Here is a 17,855-nt window from a genome sequence, read left to right on the forward strand (position 1 = left end):
ATGGAATTTGCCGGGTACCCTGCGCGGCACGGCTTAAGGTTCAGCTAAGCCTGCCTCTCCATAGTTGTCCTGTCGGCACCGCGGTGTGCCCCACTCAAGGAAACTCGTCATGACCACTGCAGCATTGAAAAACACCCGCCTCGTTGTTGCCCTGCTGGCCGCGGGCGCCATTGGCGGCGCCGGCGTCAGCGCATTCAACGCCGTGCACACGGCGGCCTTTGCGGCGCCGCCGGCCATCGCCGCCGCGGCCCCCATCCAGGCCGTCGCACCGCCCGACTTCTCGCAGATCACCGAACGTTATGGGCCCGCCGTGGTCAACATCAGCGTGACCGGCACCACCACGGTCAGCAACAACTCCCCGCTGGCGCAGGGCGATGACGAGGACGGCGCGTCAGGCGATCCGTTCTTCGAGTTCTTCAAACGTTTCCAGCAAGGTCAGGGCCGGCCCGGCGGCCCGCTGCAGGAAATGCCGACGCGCGGCCAGGGCTCGGGCTTCATCGTCAGTGCCGACGGCACCATCCTGACCAACGCCCATGTGGTGCGCGGCGCGAAGGAAGTCAGCGTCAAGCTGACCGACCGGCGCGAGTACCGCGCCAAGGTGCTGGGCGCCGACCCCAAGACCGACGTGGCCGTGCTGAAAATCGAAGCGACCAACCTGCCCGTGGTCGCCATCGGCAAAACCAGCGACTTGAAGGTCGGTGAATGGGTACTGGCGATCGGCTCGCCCTTCGGCTTTGAAAACACGGTGACGGCCGGCGTGGTCAGTGCCAAGGGCCGTTCGCTGCCCGACGACAGCAGCGTGCCCTTTATCCAGACCGACGTGGCGATCAATCCCGGCAACTCGGGCGGCCCGCTGTTCAATGCGCGCGGCGAGGTGGTGGGCATCAATTCCCAGATCTACAGCCGCAGCGGCGGCTACCAGGGCGTGTCCTTTGCCATTCCCATCGACGTGGCGGGGCGCATCAAGAACCAGATCGTGGCCACCGGCAAGGTCGAGCATGCGCGTCTGGGCGTGGCCGTGCAGGAAGTCAACCAGGCCTTTGCCGACTCCTTCAAGCTCGACAGACCCGAGGGAGCCCTTGTCTCCAGCGTTGAAAAAGGCGGGCCGGCCGACAAGGCGGGCCTGCAATCGGGCGACGTGATCCGCAAGGTCAACGGCCAGCCCATCGTGTCCTCCGGCGACCTGCCGGCGGTGATCGGCCTGGCAGCGCCCGGCGACAGCTTCAAGCTGGAGATCTGGCGCCAGGGCGCGGCGAAAGAATTGACGGCCCGGCTCGGCAGCGCCGATCAGAAGGCCGCCCAGGCTGCAGGCCCGAAAGACAGCGTCGCCCAGGGCAAGCTGGGCCTGGCGCTGCGGCCCCTGCAGCCCGACGAGCAACAGGAAGCCGGTGTGGACAGCGGCCTGCTGGTGCAGCAGGCCAGCGGTCCCGCCGCCTTGGCCGGCGTGGAGGCCGGTGATGTGTTGCTCTCCATCAATGGAGTTCCCGTGAAAAACATTGAGCAGGTGCGTGCCACTGTGGCCAAAGCGGAGAAATCGGTGGCACTGCTGATACAGCGTGGCGACAGCAAGATTTTTGTACCGGTCAAACTCAGCTGAGATTTTCAAGCGCTGTTGATGGCAAAAGCGGGCCGCAGCCCGCTTTTTTCTTGCGCCTTTATTCCATGCGTTTGCGCTGTTTTGTTACATGCAAATCAGCTACGCTTGACCTCCCAACGAGGAGGAACCGTGGCCACAAGCACCATAAGAAGAACAGCCGAAGCACTGGCCGCAGCCGCTGCTTTGTACCTGCCCGCCAGCGCGCAGGCCCTGCAGGTCACCAGCGTCTCGCCTCAGGGGGAAATTGCCAGGGTACGGCAGATTGCCGTCAAGTTTGACGAGAGCGCCGTCAACTTCGGCGACCCCAAAGCCCCCGCCCCTGTCAGCCTGAGCTGCAGCGACGCGCAGGCCACCAAAGGTTCGGGCCGCTGGATCAGCGACCGCCAGTGGGCGTTTGAATTCGACAACGATCTTCCGCCCGGCATCACTTGCACGCTGCAAGGCATCACCACCTTCCGTTCGCCCAAAGACCAGGCCATCAGCGGCAAGGTGTCGTGGAAGTTCAACACCGGCGGTCCTTTCGTACGGAACCTGCGGCCCGGCACTTACCAACGCATCGACGAAGAACAGTACTTCGTGCTCCAGCTCAACGGCCCGGCCACCCTGGCCAGCATCCGCGAAAACGTCTGGTGCTCGGTCGAGGGCCTGGGCGAGCGGGTTCCCGTGAAACTGATCGAAGGCAAGGAGCGGGATGCGCTGCTCAAGTCGCAAAACCTGGACAAGGCGGCGGGAAAAGACCCCTTGAGCGTGGTGACACTGGCCTGCAACCGCCGCCTCACACCCGCGAGCAAGCTCCAGCTGGTGTACGGAAAAGGTGTCGCCACTCCGAGCGGCGTGGCCAACTCGGTGGAGCGGCGCTACAACTTCCAGGTGCGCGAGCCGTTTTCTGCCAGCTTCAACTGCGAGCGCGAAAACGCCCAGTCGGCCTGCCTGCCGATACGACCCATGAGCCTGAACTTCAACGCGCCGGTGCCGCGCAAGCTGGCCGAGGCGATTCGCCTCACATCTGCCAAAAACACGCTCAAGCCGGTGTTCGACGCGGAGAGCAGCGACGGCGACAACGTGGTCAACGGTGTCAGCTTCAAGCCGCCTTTTGCAGAGCAGACCGCCTTCACGCTGGAGCTTCCCAAGGACTTCAAGGACGCGTCCGGCCGCAGCCTGCGCAATGCCGACAACTTCCCCCTGAAGGTGGCTACCGGTGCCATGCCGCCGCTGGCCAAGTTTGCTGCCGCACCGTTTGGCATCGTCGAGCGGTTTGCCGAACCCGGCGCCAGAGCGGGTGACCCGGCGCTGCTGCCCGTGACGCTGCGCAATGTGGAAGCCGCGCTACAGGTCAAAGGCCTGTCCCCCGGCAAGGTCAGCGACCTGCAGCCCAAAACCGATGCCGACATCATTGCCTGGTTCCGCAAGGTGGAGCATTACAACGACTACCAGGTGGACCGCGACCAGGCCGGCCGGGACGTGAAGGGACCGCTGCCCAAGGCCCTCGACGCACAAAGCAAGGAGTACGTGCAGTCGCGCATGCTCTCGCTGCTGGCCGGCCAACCCGGCGTAAAAACGCTGGATCTGCCCAAGCCTGCGAGCGGCGACCCGCGTCCGTTCGAGGTGATCGGCATCCCGCTCTCGCCCGGTTTTCACGTGGTCGAAATCGCCTCGCAAAAACTCGGTACCTCGCTGCTCGACGAACGCCACGGTGACAGCCGGACCATGGTTGTGCGCACCTCGGCGCTGGTGACCAACATGGGCGTGCATTTCAAGCTGGGCCGCGAAAACGCGCTGGCCTGGGTGACCACGCTGGACAAGGGCGCGCCGGTCGCCGGCGCCGTGGTGCGCGTGTCGGACTGCCGGGGGACCGAGCTGGCCAAGTCCGTCACCGACGCACAAGGCATGGCCCGCTTCACCGGCCTGTCGTCGGACCCGCTGCGCTGCGGCGAAGGCGACTACGGCGGCAACGCCTACTTTGTGAGCGCGCGCGCCACCTCGGGAGGTATTGAAGACTTGGCCTTCACCTGGAGCAACTGGCAAAAAGGCATCGAGCCCTGGCGCTTCAATCTGCCCACCAGCCAGGACCCGCAGCCCGATGCGCGCGCCCACACGATTTTCGACCGCACACTGCTGCGCGCCGGCGAAATCGTGTCGATGAAACACATCCTGCGCACCGAAACCAGCCGCGGGTTTGGCATCGTCGAAGCGCCGCCAGCCACCCTGGTGGTGACCCATATCGGCAGCGGCCAGCAGTACACCCAGCCCATCGTCTGGCGAAAAACCGCCACCGGCGGCCAGAGCGCGGAAAACACCTTTGTGATTCCGCCCGCGGCCAAACTCGGCATCTACGAGGTGCAACTCAAGGCCAACGACGAAAAAAACCGCAGCTTCAGCAGCGGGCAATTCCGCGTGGAAGAGTTCCGCCTGCCGGTGCTCGAAGGCCGCATCACCCCGGCCGACAAAAAAGCCCTGGTCAACGTGGGCTCGGTGCCCACCGATGTGCAGGTCAACTATGTCTCTGGCGGTGCCGCCGTCAACCTGCCGGTGCGCGTGTCGGCACTGGTACGCGGCAAAACCTTGAGCTACAGCGATCACGAGGCCTTCAGTTTCTCGCCGCCGCGCGCCCGGCGCGGGGAAGGCAGCGAAGGCGAGGAGGAAGCCACGGCCGCGCAAGACCAGCGCGTGATTGCCGACAAGCTGCCCCTGAGCCTGGACCGCAACGGTGCCGGCAAGCTCACCATCCAGGACGTGCCGGCCAGCAAGCAGCCCAGGGAGTTGCTGCTCGAAGCCAGCTACGCCGACCCGAACGGCGAGGTCCAGACGATTCGCAGCGTCTCCACGCTCTGGCCGGCCGCCGTGGTCGCCGGCATCAAGACCGAGGGCTGGGTGTCCACCGGCCAGAAGATCAGGTTCCAGGCCCTGGCGCTGGACCTGACGGGCAAACCGGCGGCCGGCGTGCCCCTGGAGGTGAAGGCGGTGGCGCGCATCGTCACCACCAGCCGCAAACGCATGGTGGGCGGCTTCTACACCTACGACAACAAGACCGACATCAAGGACCTCGGCTCTGTCTGCAGCGGCCCCAGCGATGCGCGCGGCCTGCTGCTGTGCGAGGCCAGACTCGGCGAGCCCGGCGAAGTGGAACTGGTCGTGACCGCGAAGGACAAGGACGGCAACACCATTCAGGCCGCCAGCTCGGTGTATGTGACCAAGCAGGGCGAGCTGTGGTTCGGCGGCGAGGACCACGACCGCATGGACGTGCTGCCCGAAAAGAAAACTTACCAGCCCGGCGAGACCGCCAAGTTTCAGGTGCGCATGCCTTTCCGTTTTGCCACCGCGCTGGTGGCGATCGAGCGCGAAGGCATCCTCGAGACCCAGGTGGTGCAGCTCAACGGCCAGGACCCAACCATCCAGCTGCAGGTCAAGGACGGCTGGGGCCCGAACGTGTACGTCAGTGTGCTGGCCCTGCGCGGCCGGCTGCGCGAAGTGCCGTGGTACAGCTTTTTCACCTGGGGTTTCAAGGCGCCGCGCGAATGGTGGACCTCGTTCTGGTACGAGGGCCGCGAGTATGTGGCCCCCACCGCGCTGGTGGACCTCAGCAAACCAGCCTTCCGCCTGGGCGTGGCCGAAATCCGCGTGGGCACCAAGGCACACCAGCTTGAGGTGAGCGTGAAGGCCGACAAGGAGAGCTACCCGGTGCGCGGGCAGGCCCAGGTCACCATCACCGCCAAACTGCCCAATGGCCAGCCGGCCGCCAACGCCGAGGTGGCGCTGGCCGCGGTGGACCAGGCACTGCTGGAGCTGATGCCCAACACCTCCTGGGGCCTGCTGGAAGCCATGCTGCAACGCCGCGCCTGGGGCGTGGAAACCTCGACCGCACAAATGGAAATCATCGGCCGCAGGCACTACGGGCGCAAGGCCGTGCCGGCGGGCGGCGGCGGCGGGCGCAGCAACACACGCGAGTTGCTGGACACCTTGCTGCTGTGGAACCCCAAGGTCATGCTAGACGCCAAAGGCCAGGCCGTCGTCACGGTGCCGCTCAATGATGCGCTGACCACTTTCAGGATCGTCGCGGTGGCAGATGCAGCCACCGGCCTCTTCGGCACCGGCCAGACCAGCATCCGGGCCACGCAGGACCTGCAGATCATCAGCGGCCTGCCGCCGCTGGTGCGCGAGGACGACCAGTTCCGCGCGCAACTGACCCTGCGCAACACGACCCAGGCGGCGATGAAGGTCGAGGTCAGTCCGCGTGCGACCTTGCTCGAACTCAAACCGCAAACCGTCGACATTCCCGCCGGCGAAGCGCGTGAAGTGGCGTGGATGGTCACGGCGCCGGCGCAACTGGCGCTGACACGCGCGGAAGCCATCCTGTGGGAAATCGAGGCGAAGGACAACATCAGCGGCGCGCGTGACGGCCTCAAGGCACGCCAGCGCATCATCCCCGCTGTGCCGCTCACGGTGCAGCAAGCCACGCTGGTGCAGGTCGATGGTTCGTTCATGCTCAGCGTGAACCCGCCGGCCGATGCCCTGCCCGGCCGCGGAGGTTTGAAGATGTCGCTGCAACCGAAACTCGCAGAGGGTCTGGATGGCGTGCGCGACTGGTGGGCCAACTACCCGTTCGTCTGCCTGGAGCAGAAAACCAGCAAGGCCGTCGGCCTGCGCGACGCCAGACTCTGGCAGACCGTGCTGGCGCAGCTACCGGGTTACCTCGACCGCGACGGCCTGGCCAGTTATTTCCCGCCGCGTGACGGCGACGCCTCGCGCGGCAGCGACACCTTGACGGCCTACCTGCTGGCGGCCACGCACGAAGCCGCGGCCCTGAATCCGGCGTTCGCCCTGCCCGACGACGCCCGCGCACCGATGGAACGCGGCCTGATTGCGTTTGTCGAGGGCCGCATCCAACGCGAGTTCTGGAGCCCGCGCAAGGACCTCGACATGCGCAAGCTCGCGGCGATCGAGGCGCTGTCGCGTTACGGCAAGGCCCAGGGCCGCATGCTGGGCAGCATCACGATTGCGCCGAATCAGTGGCCGACCCACACGGTGATCGACTGGCTGAACATCCTCAAACGCGTGGCCGACGTGCCACAGCGCGAGCAGCGTCTGGCCGAGGCGAACCAGGTGCTCAAGTCGCGCCTGTCGTGGCAAGGCACCAAGGTCAGCTTCAGCACCGAAAAAGACGACTACTGGTGGTGGCTCATGACCAATGGCGACGTCAACACCGCGCGTCTGATGCTGGCGGTGATGGACGATGCGGCCTGGAAGGACGACATGGGTCGCCTGGCCAATGGCTTCATAGCACGCCAGCAGCAAGGCGCGTGGCACACCACCACCGCCAATCTGTGGGGCGGGCTGGCACTCGACCGCTTCTCGGCGAAATTCGAGGCCACGCCGGTGGCCGGTATCACCAAGGCCGCGCTGGCCGCAGCAACCGCCAGTGTGGACTGGCGCAAGGTCGAACGCATCAAGACGACCGACGCCAGCGGCGCACCCAACCAGACCACCTTCTTCGGTGCGCCCGCATCACCCGGCAACCTCCGGGGCAACAGCATGTTTTTGCCCTGGGCCGGCACAGGCAAAGACACGCTGACCGTGACGCACCAGGGCACGGGCAAACCCTGGCTGACCTTGCAGTCGCTCGCAGCGGTCCCACTGAAAGCGCCGTTCAACGCCGGCTACCAGATCAAAAAGACCATCACACCGGTGGAGCAAGCCAATAAATCGTTGCCAATGGGCCTCTACACACGAGGTGACGTGATCCGCATCACGCTGGAAGTCAACGCCAGTACCGACATGACCTGGGTGGTGATCAGCGATCCGGTGCCCGGCGGCGCGACCATTCTCGGCAGCGGCCTGGGCCGCGATTCGCAGATCGCCACCAGCGGTGAGAAGAAAACGGGCTCGGGCTGGCCGGCGTTTGAAGAACGCAGCTTCGAGGCCTTCCGCAGTTATTACGAATACCTGCCCAAGGGCGTGGTGAAGATGGAATACACCGTGCGCCTGAACAACGTCGGCGACTTCGCGCTACCGCCGAGTCGTGTGGAAGCGATGTATGCGCCCGAGATGTTTGGGGAAGCGCCGAATGCGCGGGTCAAGGTGGAAGCGGTCAAATGAACGCCTCCGCCATCAGGGCAGCCGCAGTTGCTATTTTTTTAATAGCTACTTGCGCCCGGCCCGCCTGGGCTACAGCCACTTTTAATGAAGTAAAACGCGAGTTCAAACCTTCCGACACGCTGATCCTGGACCGCAACGGCGAAGTGATCCAGCGCCTGCGCACCGACGCCACCGTGCGGCGCGGCCAGTGGGTGGCGTTGCCAGACATTTCTCCGGCGCTGCGCACGGCGCTGGTGCTCAGCGAGGACAAGCGCTTTTACGAACACAGCGGCGTGGACTGGCGCGCCGTCTCGGCCGCCGCCTGGGGAAATCTGTGGGCCACCAGAACCCGCGGCGCTTCCACCTTGAGCATGCAGCTGGCCGGGCTGCTCGACGAAGACTGGCGCGCCGCAGCGGGTGGGCGCAGCGTCGCGCAGAAGATTGGCCAGACCGTGTCGGCGCAGCTGCTGGAGCGCAGCTGGCGCAAGGACCAGATCCTCGAGGCCTACCTCAACCTCGTGCCGTTTCGCGGCGAGATCGTCGGCATCGATGCGCTGAGCCGCACGCTGTTCGGCAAGGCGGCGCACGGTCTCGATGAACGCGAGGCGGCGCTGGCGGCAGCGCTGGTGCGGGCGCCGAATGCAAAAGCGGTGCAAGTGAGCCAGCGCGCCTGCGGCGTGTTGAAAGCCATGCAGGCCCCGGCCAAGACGGATTGCGAGGGGCTGGACCTGTTTGCCAGCGCGGCGCTGCAGCGTAAATCGTTTGACCCTTCCGAAGGTGTGGCGCCGCATCTGGCGCGGAGACTGCTCTCCACCACCGTTCGCCCTGAGCCTGTCGAAGGGTTCGCAGCATCCAAGGCTTCGACAAGCTCAGCCCGAACGGTGATGAGGTCAACCCTGCGCGCCCCGCTGCAGCGCTTCGCCGTGGCTACCCTGACCCAGCACCTGCGCGAACTGCGCGGCCGCCACGTGGAAGACGGCGCCATCGTCGTGCTCGACAACGCCAGCGGCGAGGTGCTGGCCTGGGTCGGTTCCTCGGGCGAACTCAGCGACGCGGCCGAGGTCGATGGCGTGCTGGCGCTGCGCCAGCCGGGCTCCACGCTCAAGCCCTTTCTGTACGCCCAGGCCATCGCGGAGCGGCGCATCACGGCCGCATCGCTGCTGGAAGATTCATCCTCGCAAATCCCCACGGCCGGCGGTCTCTACATTCCACAAAATTACGACCGCCAGTTCAAGGGCCTGGTGTCCAGTCGCACCGCGCTCGGTGCCTCGCTCAACGTGCCGGCGGTGCGCACGCTCGTGATGGTCTCGCCCGATGCCTTTCACAAGCAGCTCAGGGCGGTGGGCCTGCCTTTGCGGGAAACCGGCGACTACTACGGCTACAGCCTGGCGCTGGGCAGCAGCGAGGTCTCGCTGCTTTCGCTGACCAACGCCTACCGCACCCTGGCCAATGGCGGGCGTTATAGCGCGCTCTCGCTCACCAGGAATACCAGGCTGGCCTCTACCCCGGCCATCGACGCACGTGCTTCCTTCATCGTCAGCGACATCCTTTCGGACCCGCTGGCACGCGCGCGCACCTTCGGGACGGACAGCCTTCTGGCCACCCGTTTCTGGACTGCGGTGAAAACCGGCACCAGCAAGGACATGCGCGACAACTGGGCGCTGGGCTACTCGCAGCGCTACACCGTGGGTGTCTGGGTCGGCAACGCCAGCGGTGCGCCCATGTGGGACGTCAGCGGTACCAGCGGCGCCGCACCGGTCTGGGCGGCACTGATGAATTACCTGCACCAGACCGAACCCAGCCGCGCACCGGTGCCGCCGGCGGGTGTGCTGCAAAAACCAGTGAGCTTTGCCGATGCGGCGGGCACACCGATCGAGGCGGCGCGCAGCGAATGGTTTCTCCGGGGCACGGAGCAAACCTTGTTTACTATCGATTCAGGAGCAGCTGGCGCAGACAGGACAAGGGCTGGAGGCCAAAAAGGCTTGAAAAATCCGGGCAGCGCGTCGTCTGTCGCAGCTCGCATCACCGCGCCCGCCAACGGCACCATCGTGGCGCTGGACCCCGACATTCCGCCCAAGCGCCAACGCCTGGGCTTTGCCGCCGAAGGCCACCAGTTGCGCTGGCGCATGGACGGCAAGGAGTTTGCGCGCGGCGCGCAGGCCCAGTGGCTGCCCTGGCCGGGCCGGCACGTGGTGCAGTTGGTCAGCGAACGCGGCGAGGTGCTGGACGAGATCCGCATCGAAGTGCGCGGTGCGGGCGTGAAGGCCGGCCGGAGCTGAGCCGGCGCCGGTAAACAGCCTCAGCCAGCGTTCAGCGCAGTGGCCAGCAGCGCGCACAACTCGGGCAGTTCCTCCCCGTGCACCGCCGTGAGCTCCAGCCCGATACTGCCCTGCGCAGCCCGGTGCGGCGCCACCACCACCACCGGATCACCCGCGCGCAGCAGCCCGATCACACCGCCGGCGCTGATGCCAGTGACAGCCGCGTCCACCTTCAGCCACAGGCGCGCAAAACCATTGCCTTGCGGATCGGGCGTGCGTTCCACCGTCACACCCGGCCAGCCGCGGGCCGCGGCTGCCATGGCATCGAGCTTGCGCTGCTGGGCCGCGCACCATGCATCGCGCGGCATGTCGGCGCGCAGGCGGAGGGCAGCCAGCACGCCGGCCAGCGCCTCCTTGGTCGGCTTCATGGCCCTGCCCACACCGCCGTGTTGTGCGTCGAGCGCCGCGACCAGGTCCGCACGCCCCAGCACCAGCCCCGCCGTCGGACTACGCAGGTATTTCTGGCCACTGAGCAGCACCAGGTCAGCCCCGCCGGTGACCAGTTCGCGTGCACGCCAGTCCTGCGCCGCCGCGTCCAGCACCAGAGGCACGCCGGCCGCATGGGCCAGCGCCGCCAGTTCGCCGGTGACCGCCGGCCCCGAGCCGACCGCCAGGTGCGACTCGACGGCCAGCACACAGGCAACACCTCCGCGCGCCAGGTCGGCGGCAAGGTCGGCCAGCGCCGGGCACGGCACAGGGTGCGCGCCGGCCAGCCGCACAGCCTGCGTGATCGCCTGGCCGTAATTCACCTGCTGGGCCGCGAGCAGCAACACACGGTTCGGCATGCCCGTGTTGTCCGGCAACTGCGCCACGCGTGCCGCATCGGTGCCGGCCATGCAGGCGGCCACCGCCAACGTGATGGCCGCCGCACTGCAGTGGGTGACGCAGGCCGACTCGGCCCCGCTCCAGGCCGCCAGTTCGCGCCCGGCCAGGGCCTGCAGGTCCGCCAGCACCACGTGGCGCTGCAGCATCAGCGACCCCGCCTCGGCCACGGCGGGGTCGCTGCGCGAGACGCCATAAGGGGTGGGCGTTCCCCAGGCATTGATGACCCGTTTCAGGTCCGGAAGAACAGGTGTTGTGAAGCTTGGCATGAAGAAAATTCCGGAATTGTGCGCCCGCATGCAAATTTCTTCAAACCGGGCGCTCCGCAAACCGCTAGCATCAAGGGCTTCCAAGGAGACTCCATGCCCGTGATCACCACCATCGAAGACCTGCGCGTTCTGGCCAAAAAGCGCGTGCCCCGCATGTTCTACGACTACGCCGACTCCGGCTCGTGGACCGAGAGCACCTACCGCGCCAATGAAAGCGACTTCCAGTCCATCAAGCTGCGCCAGCGCGTGGCCGTCAACATGGAAAACCGCAGCACGGCCACGCAGATGATTGGCCAGAACGTGGCCATGCCGGTGGCGATTGCGCCTACCGGCCTGACCGGCATGCAGCATGCCGACGGCGAGATCCTGGGCGCACGTGCGGCGAAAAAGTTCGGCATTCCGTTCACGCTCTCGACCATGAGCATCTGCTCCATCGAGGACGTGGCGGCCGGGACCGATCGCCATCCCTTCTGGTTCCAGCTCTATGTGATGAAGGACCGCGACTTCATCGAGCGCCTGATCGACCGCGCCAAGGCCGCCAACTGCTCGGCGCTGGTGCTCACGCTGGACCTGCAGATCCTCGGCCAGCGCCACAAGGACCTCAAGAACGGCCTGAGTGCGCCGCCCAAACCGACACTGGCCACCATCCTGAACCTGATGACCAAGCCGCGCTGGGGCCTGGGCATGCTGGGCACCAAACGCCACGGCTTCGGCAACATCGTCGGCCACGTCAAGGGTGTGGAAAACATGGGTTCGCTTTCCGAGTGGACCGCCAAGCAGTTCGACCCGGGCCTGAACTGGGGCGACGTGGAATGGATCAAGAAACGCTGGGGCGGCAAGCTGATCCTCAAGGGCATCCAGGACATGGAAGACGCGAAACTCGCGGTGAACTCGGGCGCCGATGCGCTGATCGTTTCCAACCACGGCGGGCGCCAGCTCGACGGGGCCGAGTCGTCGATTCGCGCACTGCCGCAGATTGTGGACGCCGTCGGCAGCCAGATCGAGATCCACATGGACGGCGGCATCCGCAGCGGCCAGGACGTGCTCAAGGCACGGGCGCTGGGCGCCAAGGGCACCTACATCGGGCGCTCCTTCCTGTACGGCCTGGGCGCCATGGGGGAGGAAGGCGTGAGCAAGGCGCTGCAGATCATCCACCGCGAGCTGGACCTGACCATGGCGTTTTGCGGCCACACCAACATCGAGACGGTGAACAAGGGGATTTTGCTACCCGGCACTTACTGACAGCGGCAGCCAGTCGGAGTTGGCCGCCAGACTCAGGTCCAGCAGGGGCTCGGCGGCATCCCACCAGGCCTGCGCGTCTATGTGCCCTGCGAGATCACAGTCCAGGTAGACCAGCCCGCCGCGGTGCGCCATCTTCTGCAGCGCGGCGTGATCGCAAAACGGCTGTCCCAGTCCTACCACCACGGGCCGGTGCACCAGACGCGCACAGGCCACCACCAGCCGCTGCATCAGGTCGCCGTCACGGGTGCTGTCGCCGCTGAGAAGCAGGATCACGTGGGAATAGTCGGGCAGAAAGGCCTGCGTCAATCCGAGATGCAGGCCATTGCGTGCCATGGCGATCACCCGCCGCACGACGGCGCCGGAATCGAGATCCACATAATCGGTCGCCACGTCCAGCCCGTCGGCGCGGCTGCCGGCGAAGCGCCGGTGCACCACCTCGGCCTTGTGCGTCCTGCCCAGCCAGCGCACCATGTCGAAGGAAGCCTCACCCCTGGCCGCACAGACCATGACGCGCTGGAACCGGTCGCTGACCGCCTGTTCAGCCGCCCCGGGATGCGTCAGCGGTGTGGACAGGCGCCGCCACACCGTCGCAGGACCAGGCGCGCGGCCCTGTTGATGCTCCTCGCGCAGTGTGACCACCCGCCGGGCGAAATCGGCCGGCAGCTCGAGCGCCTGCACGATGGCCATGGACCAGGGCTGCGTCAGCCGGCGCGGGCCGCGGCTCGAATGCAGCAAGCGCAGGCCGCGGTGACGCGTGTCGCGTGCGACGCGCCCCATCAGGGCATGCACACCCGCAGGCGGCCCTTCCATCCATTCAACGAACCAGCCGCTCTGGTGAAGAAGCGCCACATGAACCTCGTCAGCCACATTGCGTTGCAAGGCGTGTTCGCGAATGCGCTGCATTTCCTGAAACACCGGGCCGGTGAAATTGCTCTGGCTGGCGTACATGAGGCGGCCTACCTCCCTGTCCGTCGCCGTTGCCGCGCTATCCGGCCAATCACTCGTCATCAAATCCAGCACCACAAGCCCTTCATCTCTCGCCTCTCATCTCTCACGTATGCACCCGCTACAGGCAACGCCACATCATCCCCGAAAGGCCACCGCACCGTATTGCGCCGGGTCAAGCCCGCCCCAAATCCAGCCCGCCAGATGATCAATGGACGGTCGCCCTGTTGGGGAATATCCCCATGACAGTGCGCTGCCAAAGAAATAAGCTTGCTTATCAATTACCCGGGGTGCTCCAGGCGCTTCGCTTTCCCCATGACCTCTCCCCAGGAACCCGCCATCCACACGCCCCCGGTGCGCCGCTTCAAGGACCCGGACTATGTCGAGGTCGCCCCGACACTGGCCGCGCTGCGGGAGCGCATCGACACGCTGGACGGGCAGATCGTCGAGCTGCTCGCACAGCGCGCGCTGTGTGTGCGTGACGCCACCCGTTTCAAGCGCGACGCCTTCCAGGTGGCCGCGCCGGCGCGCCAGGCCGAAGTCTTCGCGCGCGTGCGGGCCCTTGCCGCACACCACGAAGCCGCTTTCCCCGGACTGTCCGACATCGTCGAGTCCACCTACCGCACCCTTGTCGCCGGCTACATCGCGGGCGAGGGCACTTTTTTTCACGACACGGAACTGATCAAGCCATGAACACCACCCTGCCCCGCTTTCCACTCACACACCTGCTGGCACGCTGTGCCGTGGCGGCCACCGTTGCGCTTGCAGCAAGCAGCGCCATGGCCCAGGCCGCTTCGACAGGCTCAGGACAGGCCTGGCCGAACAAGCCGGTACGCATCGTGGTGCCTTACGGCGCAGGCTCGTCGCCGGATGTGATCGCGCGCATCGTGGCCGACAAGCTCTCGCCGCGCCTGGGCCAGCCGGTGATCATCGAAAACCGCGCCGGCGCCGGTGGCAACAACGGCACCGGCGCCGTGGCCAAATCGGCAGGTGACGGCTACAACTTCGTCATCAGCACCAACGGGCCGCTGGTGTACAACACCGTGCTCTACAAGAAGCTGCCTTATGACCCGTTCACCGAGCTGCGCCCGGTGGTGCTGGCCGGCGGCCAGGCCAATGTGTGCGCGGTACGCGCCGACTCGGGCATCACCACGCTCAAGGATCTGGTCGACGCGATGAAGAAAAATCCCGGCAAGTTCAACTTCTCATCGACCGGCGTGGGCAGCCTGTCGCAGCTCGGTGTGGAGCTGCTCAAGGTCAAGACCGACACCTTCGCGGTCCACATTCCGTATGCCTCTTCGCCGCTGGCCATCCTGGCCATCCTGCAGGGCGACGTGCAGTTTGCCTGCGTGCCCGCGGTGGCGGTGATCCCCCAGGTCAAGGCGGGCAAGATGCGCGCTCTGGCCGTGTCCACCGCCAAACGCAGCCAGCTCATGCCCGACATCCCGACCATGAAGGAAGCCGGCCTGCCCGAGATCGAAAATCTCGCCTGGATGGCCGTGATGGCCCCGGCCAGCACGCCGACCGAGATCGTGCGGCGCATGAACCAGGAAATCAACGCCGTGCTCGCCATGCCCGAGGTCAGGGAAAAACTCCACGCCCAGTACATGGAACCCATAGGCGGCTCCGAGCAGGACCTGCAGAAGTTCATGCAGCAGGAATTGCGCGTGATGACCCCCATCATCAAGCGCACCGGCATCTCCGTCGAGTAGCGCCGCAGTGCGCATGATCGGCCTGCGCGTCCAGCGCAGCGCGGCCACCTTGGCAGAGGTCGACGCGGCGCTGGCGCGGCTGGAGACCGAGGCCGGCATTTATTTCGGCGTCGATGCCGGCATTGCCGGCCTGCATCCGCTGCAGGCCACGCTGCTGGTCGAACCCGCACTGGCCCTGCGTCTGTATGGCGACGGGCTGGAAGTCGAGGCCCTCACCGTTTTTGGCCAAGACCTGCTGGCGCAGCCCGGGCTGGCCCGCTGGCGCGCTCAGACCGTGCGGGGGCCGCAGGTCTCAGGCATCACGGCCCTGCGCGCTTTCCTGGCGTGTTTTGATCCTTCTGCCGACGTGCTGCTTCTGGGCGCCCTGCCGTTTGCGGCCCACCGCCTGACCGAACCCGGCAACGATGCCGGCGCGCTGGGTGTGCTTTTTTTCGGCCAGCACCTGCTTCGGCGGGATGGCGCAGGCGACTGGCAACACGTCGCCTTGAGCCTTCCCGGGTCCCTGTTGCCGGCCTCACCGCCGACCGCTTCGCTGGCAGCGCCCATCGCCTCCCGGTCTGCCCTCGATCCGGTCGCAGCCGAACCCCGTGACGATTTTCCGGTGGGCGCTTACGCCGACATGGTGCGCCGCGCGCTGGAATGCCTGCGCGCGCGTCCGCTGGTGTCGCTGACCCTGAGCCAGAGCTACCGCCGCCGCGTGCAACTGCCGGCCGTGACGGCCTTCGGGCGCCTGCGCGAGGCCAATCCCGCGCCGGCCAGTTTTTTTGTCAACGACGGTTCGGGCTTGCGCCTGTTCGGCGCCTCACCCGACCTGCAACTGGTCGTCACCAATCGCATCGTCCAGACCCTTCCGGTCTGCGGCACGGTGGCACGCCGGCCCGGCGCCATCGGCGAGGCCGAGTCGCTGCGCGAGCTGCTCAATGAAGAGGTGGACGCCGCGTCGCTTGCCGTCTGCACCGACGCGCTGCGCAATGATCTGGCGCCGCTGTGCGCGCCCGGCTCGCTGCGCCTGCTGGACCGGCGCCGGCCGATGTCGCTGGCGACCGTGGTGCATGCGGTGGACCGGCTCGAAGGACGTCTGCGCGACGGCGCCGATGCCTGGGACGCCATCGTGGCCACGGCGGCGTCGGTGATGGTCACCGGCACCCCGCGGGCCGAGGCGCTGCGGGCCATCGATGAACTCGAGGCCAGCCCGCGCGGCTGGTACGGCGGCCTGGTGGTGCAGGTGGCATCCAACGGCGATGCCCTTGCCGGCACCATCCTGCGCGCCGCCGCGGTTCGGGGTAGCGTGGCGGAGGTGCGCACCGGCGGGGACCTGATGGCCGACTCGTCGCCGGAACGCGAGGAGCAGGAATCCCGGCTCAAGACACTTTCGCTGTGGCGCGCTTTCGGGCTGGAAGCTGCAGCCGCACAAGCTGCTGCGCAACAAGACATCGCCCTGCCCGTCGCCGTTCACCTGGTGGATGCCGGCGATCCCTTTGGTCATGCCATGCGCGACTGCCTGCTGGGCCTGGGCCTCGGCCTGGATCTCGCGCCGCAAGCGCCGTGTTGCCTGCTTGTCGGGGCGAACGACCTGGCGGCTTGTCCTGAGCAGCACCTGGTCGCTGTCGGTGATGCGGCCCTGCGCCTGCTCGGTGCATCGGGCTGGACCGTGTTGCCCGACCGGCCCGAACATGGCCGCACGCTGCTGTGCAGCACCACCGCTGCAGCGCCCTGGCGCAGCGACGGCCCTTTTGCGGCAGCGCGTTATGCCAGCGCCGTGCTGCAGGCCGACGACCTGAAGGCCGGCTGGCAGGCTTGGGCGCTGGACGAGCAGGGGCAGCCGGTGGCCCTGGCCCATGCCGGCCGGCGCGTGGTCTGCCTGCTGTTTCGCCCTGACTCCCTGCTCTCCAGCCCGCAGGCGCTGCAGCTGCTGCGTGCGGCCCTGGCTTTTGCAGCCGTTACCGAACAGCTTTAGGACCTAACGCTGCCCAAAAGGCCGCGCCGGCACGGTTTTCAGGTAGGCGTACAGCGCCTGGGCATCCACATCGTTGAGTTCGCGCAGTGACTCAAAAGGCATCACGGTGACGACTGCGCCGTCCGGCCGCTTGCCGCTGCGCAGCATGGCGACAAACTGGCCGGCATCCTTGTAACGCGTCATCGCGCTGCCATCACCCGGCGTGAGGTTGGCAGCCGGCGCCCAGTCGGGCGGGGCACCGGGAATCTTGCCGCCGGAAAGCCCCGCCCCGTGACAGCTGATGCACATGTTGGCCACATAGGCACCGTGCGCCACCGTCACGCCTTCGGCCACGGCGGTGGCCGGCGGCAGGGAATGGTCGATCTTCTGCGCCGCGTCTTCAATCGCATCGAAGCCATACAGCAGCTTGACCGGCAGCGACAACTCCAGCACCGTTGCGCCGCCCGGCTGCGGCGGCAGGCTGCGCACATAGGCCACCAGCGCACCGAGGTCGGCATCGGTGAAGCGGTTGTAGTCTTCGCTGGGCATGACAAACAGCGGCCGGCCATCGGGCTTGACGCCGTGGCGCAGCGTACGCACCCAGTCTTCGGATGTGTAGCGCGCCACCACCTTGCCCTCACCCGGCGTGATGTTCGGGCCCGCCAGACGCAAGCCATGGCCGTCGTTGACGAACTCGCGGCCAGCGCCGTTGACGCCATGGCAGTCCACACAACCGCGCGAATTGAACAGGTATTTGCCGCGCTCCAGCGACTGCGCATCGGCCGGAAAAGCCACGGGCCGCACATTCACCTTGACGAGGCGCTGCGCTTTTTGATCAGCCAGCTCCGTCCCCACCAGCGTCGCACCGGCCGCCAGCACCACCAGGGCGGCCCCTGCGCCCAGAACCCACTTGACCCATCGTTTCATTGTTTTTCCTCTGGT

At 66.6% G+C, this 17,855-nt stretch carries 10 protein-coding genes; 7 read left to right on the top strand and 3 right to left on the bottom strand.

Translation table 11 applies throughout. The annotated features are described in order from the left end of the window. Positions 1-109: 109 nt before the first annotated feature. The 3 genes from B7X65_RS07545 (at position 110) to pbpC (ending at position 9,948) form a co-directional block, all read left to right on the top strand. Entirely contained in the window at positions 110-1,597 is a 1,488-nt protein-coding gene (locus B7X65_RS07545; protein WP_293593675.1) for a DegQ family serine endoprotease, read from the top strand. Between the two features lie 165 nt (positions 1,598-1,762). Beyond that, a complete protein-coding gene (locus B7X65_RS07550; RefSeq protein ID WP_293594100.1) occupies positions 1,763-7,690 on the top strand; it encodes an MG2 domain-containing protein in 5,928 nt (1,975 codons plus the stop codon). Next, entirely contained in the window at positions 7,687-9,948 is a 2,262-nt protein-coding gene (gene pbpC / locus B7X65_RS07555; RefSeq protein WP_293593676.1) for a penicillin-binding protein 1C, read from the top strand. Before B7X65_RS07550 ends, pbpC begins: the two co-directional genes overlap by 4 nt. A gap of 20 nt (positions 9,949-9,968) precedes the next feature. Here the strand turns inward: pbpC and B7X65_RS07560 are convergent, their stop codons facing one another. Beyond that, positions 9,969-11,078, bottom strand: coding sequence for a hypothetical protein (locus B7X65_RS07560; RefSeq protein ID WP_293593677.1), 1,110 nt, complete (start codon positions 11,076-11,078; stop codon positions 9,969-9,971). Positions 11,079-11,171: 93 nt separating this feature from the next. Here B7X65_RS07560 and B7X65_RS07565 point away from each other — a divergent pair, with 93 nt between their 5' ends. Continuing rightward, on the top strand, positions 11,172-12,320 hold the full coding sequence (locus B7X65_RS07565; RefSeq protein ID WP_293593678.1) for an alpha-hydroxy acid oxidase: 1,149 nt from the start codon (positions 11,172-11,174) through the stop codon (positions 12,318-12,320). Here the strand turns inward: B7X65_RS07565 and B7X65_RS07570 are convergent. Continuing rightward, positions 12,303-13,268 (bottom strand): BLUF domain-containing protein, encoded by a 966-nt coding sequence (locus B7X65_RS07570; protein WP_293593679.1) that lies wholly within the window; start codon positions 13,266-13,268, stop codon positions 12,303-12,305. The genes B7X65_RS07565 and B7X65_RS07570 overlap by 18 nt on opposite strands. 312 nt (positions 13,269-13,580) lie before the next feature. Here B7X65_RS07570 and B7X65_RS07575 point away from each other — a divergent pair, with 312 nt between their 5' ends. Genes B7X65_RS07575 through B7X65_RS07585 form a run of 3 tightly spaced genes read left to right on the top strand, consistent with a single transcriptional unit; the run spans position 13,581 to position 16,934 of the window. Further along, complete coding sequence (locus tag B7X65_RS07575) at positions 13,581-13,958, top strand: chorismate mutase (RefSeq protein ID WP_293593680.1); 378 nt, start codon at positions 13,581-13,583, stop codon at positions 13,956-13,958. Beyond that, positions 13,955-14,977 (top strand): tripartite tricarboxylate transporter substrate binding protein, encoded by a 1,023-nt coding sequence (locus tag B7X65_RS07580; protein WP_293593681.1) that lies wholly within the window; start codon positions 13,955-13,957, stop codon positions 14,975-14,977. Before B7X65_RS07575 ends, B7X65_RS07580 begins: the two co-directional genes overlap by 4 nt. 13 nt (positions 14,978-14,990) lie before the next feature. Beyond that, positions 14,991-16,934, top strand: coding sequence for a chorismate-binding protein (locus tag B7X65_RS07585; RefSeq protein ID WP_293593682.1), 1,944 nt, complete (start codon positions 14,991-14,993; stop codon positions 16,932-16,934). A gap of 3 nt (positions 16,935-16,937) precedes the next feature. On the opposite strand, the gene B7X65_RS07590 is transcribed toward B7X65_RS07585, so the two are convergent. After that, positions 16,938-17,840 (bottom strand): cytochrome c, encoded by a 903-nt coding sequence (locus B7X65_RS07590; protein ID WP_293593683.1) that lies wholly within the window; start codon positions 17,838-17,840, stop codon positions 16,938-16,940. Positions 17,841-17,855: the final 15 nt, after the last annotated feature.

It is taken from the genome of Polaromonas sp. 39-63-25 (genome assembly GCF_002278925.1).
Taxonomy (GTDB): Bacteria; Pseudomonadota; Gammaproteobacteria; order Burkholderiales; family Burkholderiaceae_C; genus Polaromonas.

Excerpts from the sequence above, each read along its gene's own strand:
- B7X65_RS07590 (WP_293593683.1), bottom strand. The coding sequence starts at position 17,840 with ATGAAACGATGGGTCAAGTGGGTTCTGGGCGCAGGGGCCGCCCTGGTG.
- B7X65_RS07545 (WP_293593675.1), top strand. The coding sequence starts at position 110 with ATGACCACTGCAGCATTGAAAAACACCCGCCTCGTTGTTGCCCTGCTG.
- B7X65_RS07570 (WP_293593679.1), bottom strand. The coding sequence starts at position 13,268 with ATGTACGCCAGCCAGAGCAATTTCACCGGCCCGGTGTTTCAGGAAATG.
- pbpC (WP_293593676.1), top strand. The coding sequence starts at position 7,687 with ATGAACGCCTCCGCCATCAGGGCAGCCGCAGTTGCTATTTTTTTAATA.
- B7X65_RS07575 (WP_293593680.1), top strand. The coding sequence starts at position 13,581 with ATGACCTCTCCCCAGGAACCCGCCATCCACACGCCCCCGGTGCGCCGC.
- B7X65_RS07560 (WP_293593677.1), bottom strand. The coding sequence starts at position 11,078 with ATGCCAAGCTTCACAACACCTGTTCTTCCGGACCTGAAACGGGTCATC.
- B7X65_RS07580 (WP_293593681.1), top strand. The coding sequence starts at position 13,955 with ATGAACACCACCCTGCCCCGCTTTCCACTCACACACCTGCTGGCACGC.
- B7X65_RS07585 (WP_293593682.1), top strand. The coding sequence starts at position 14,991 with ATGATCGGCCTGCGCGTCCAGCGCAGCGCGGCCACCTTGGCAGAGGTC.
- B7X65_RS07565 (WP_293593678.1), top strand. The coding sequence starts at position 11,172 with ATGCCCGTGATCACCACCATCGAAGACCTGCGCGTTCTGGCCAAAAAG.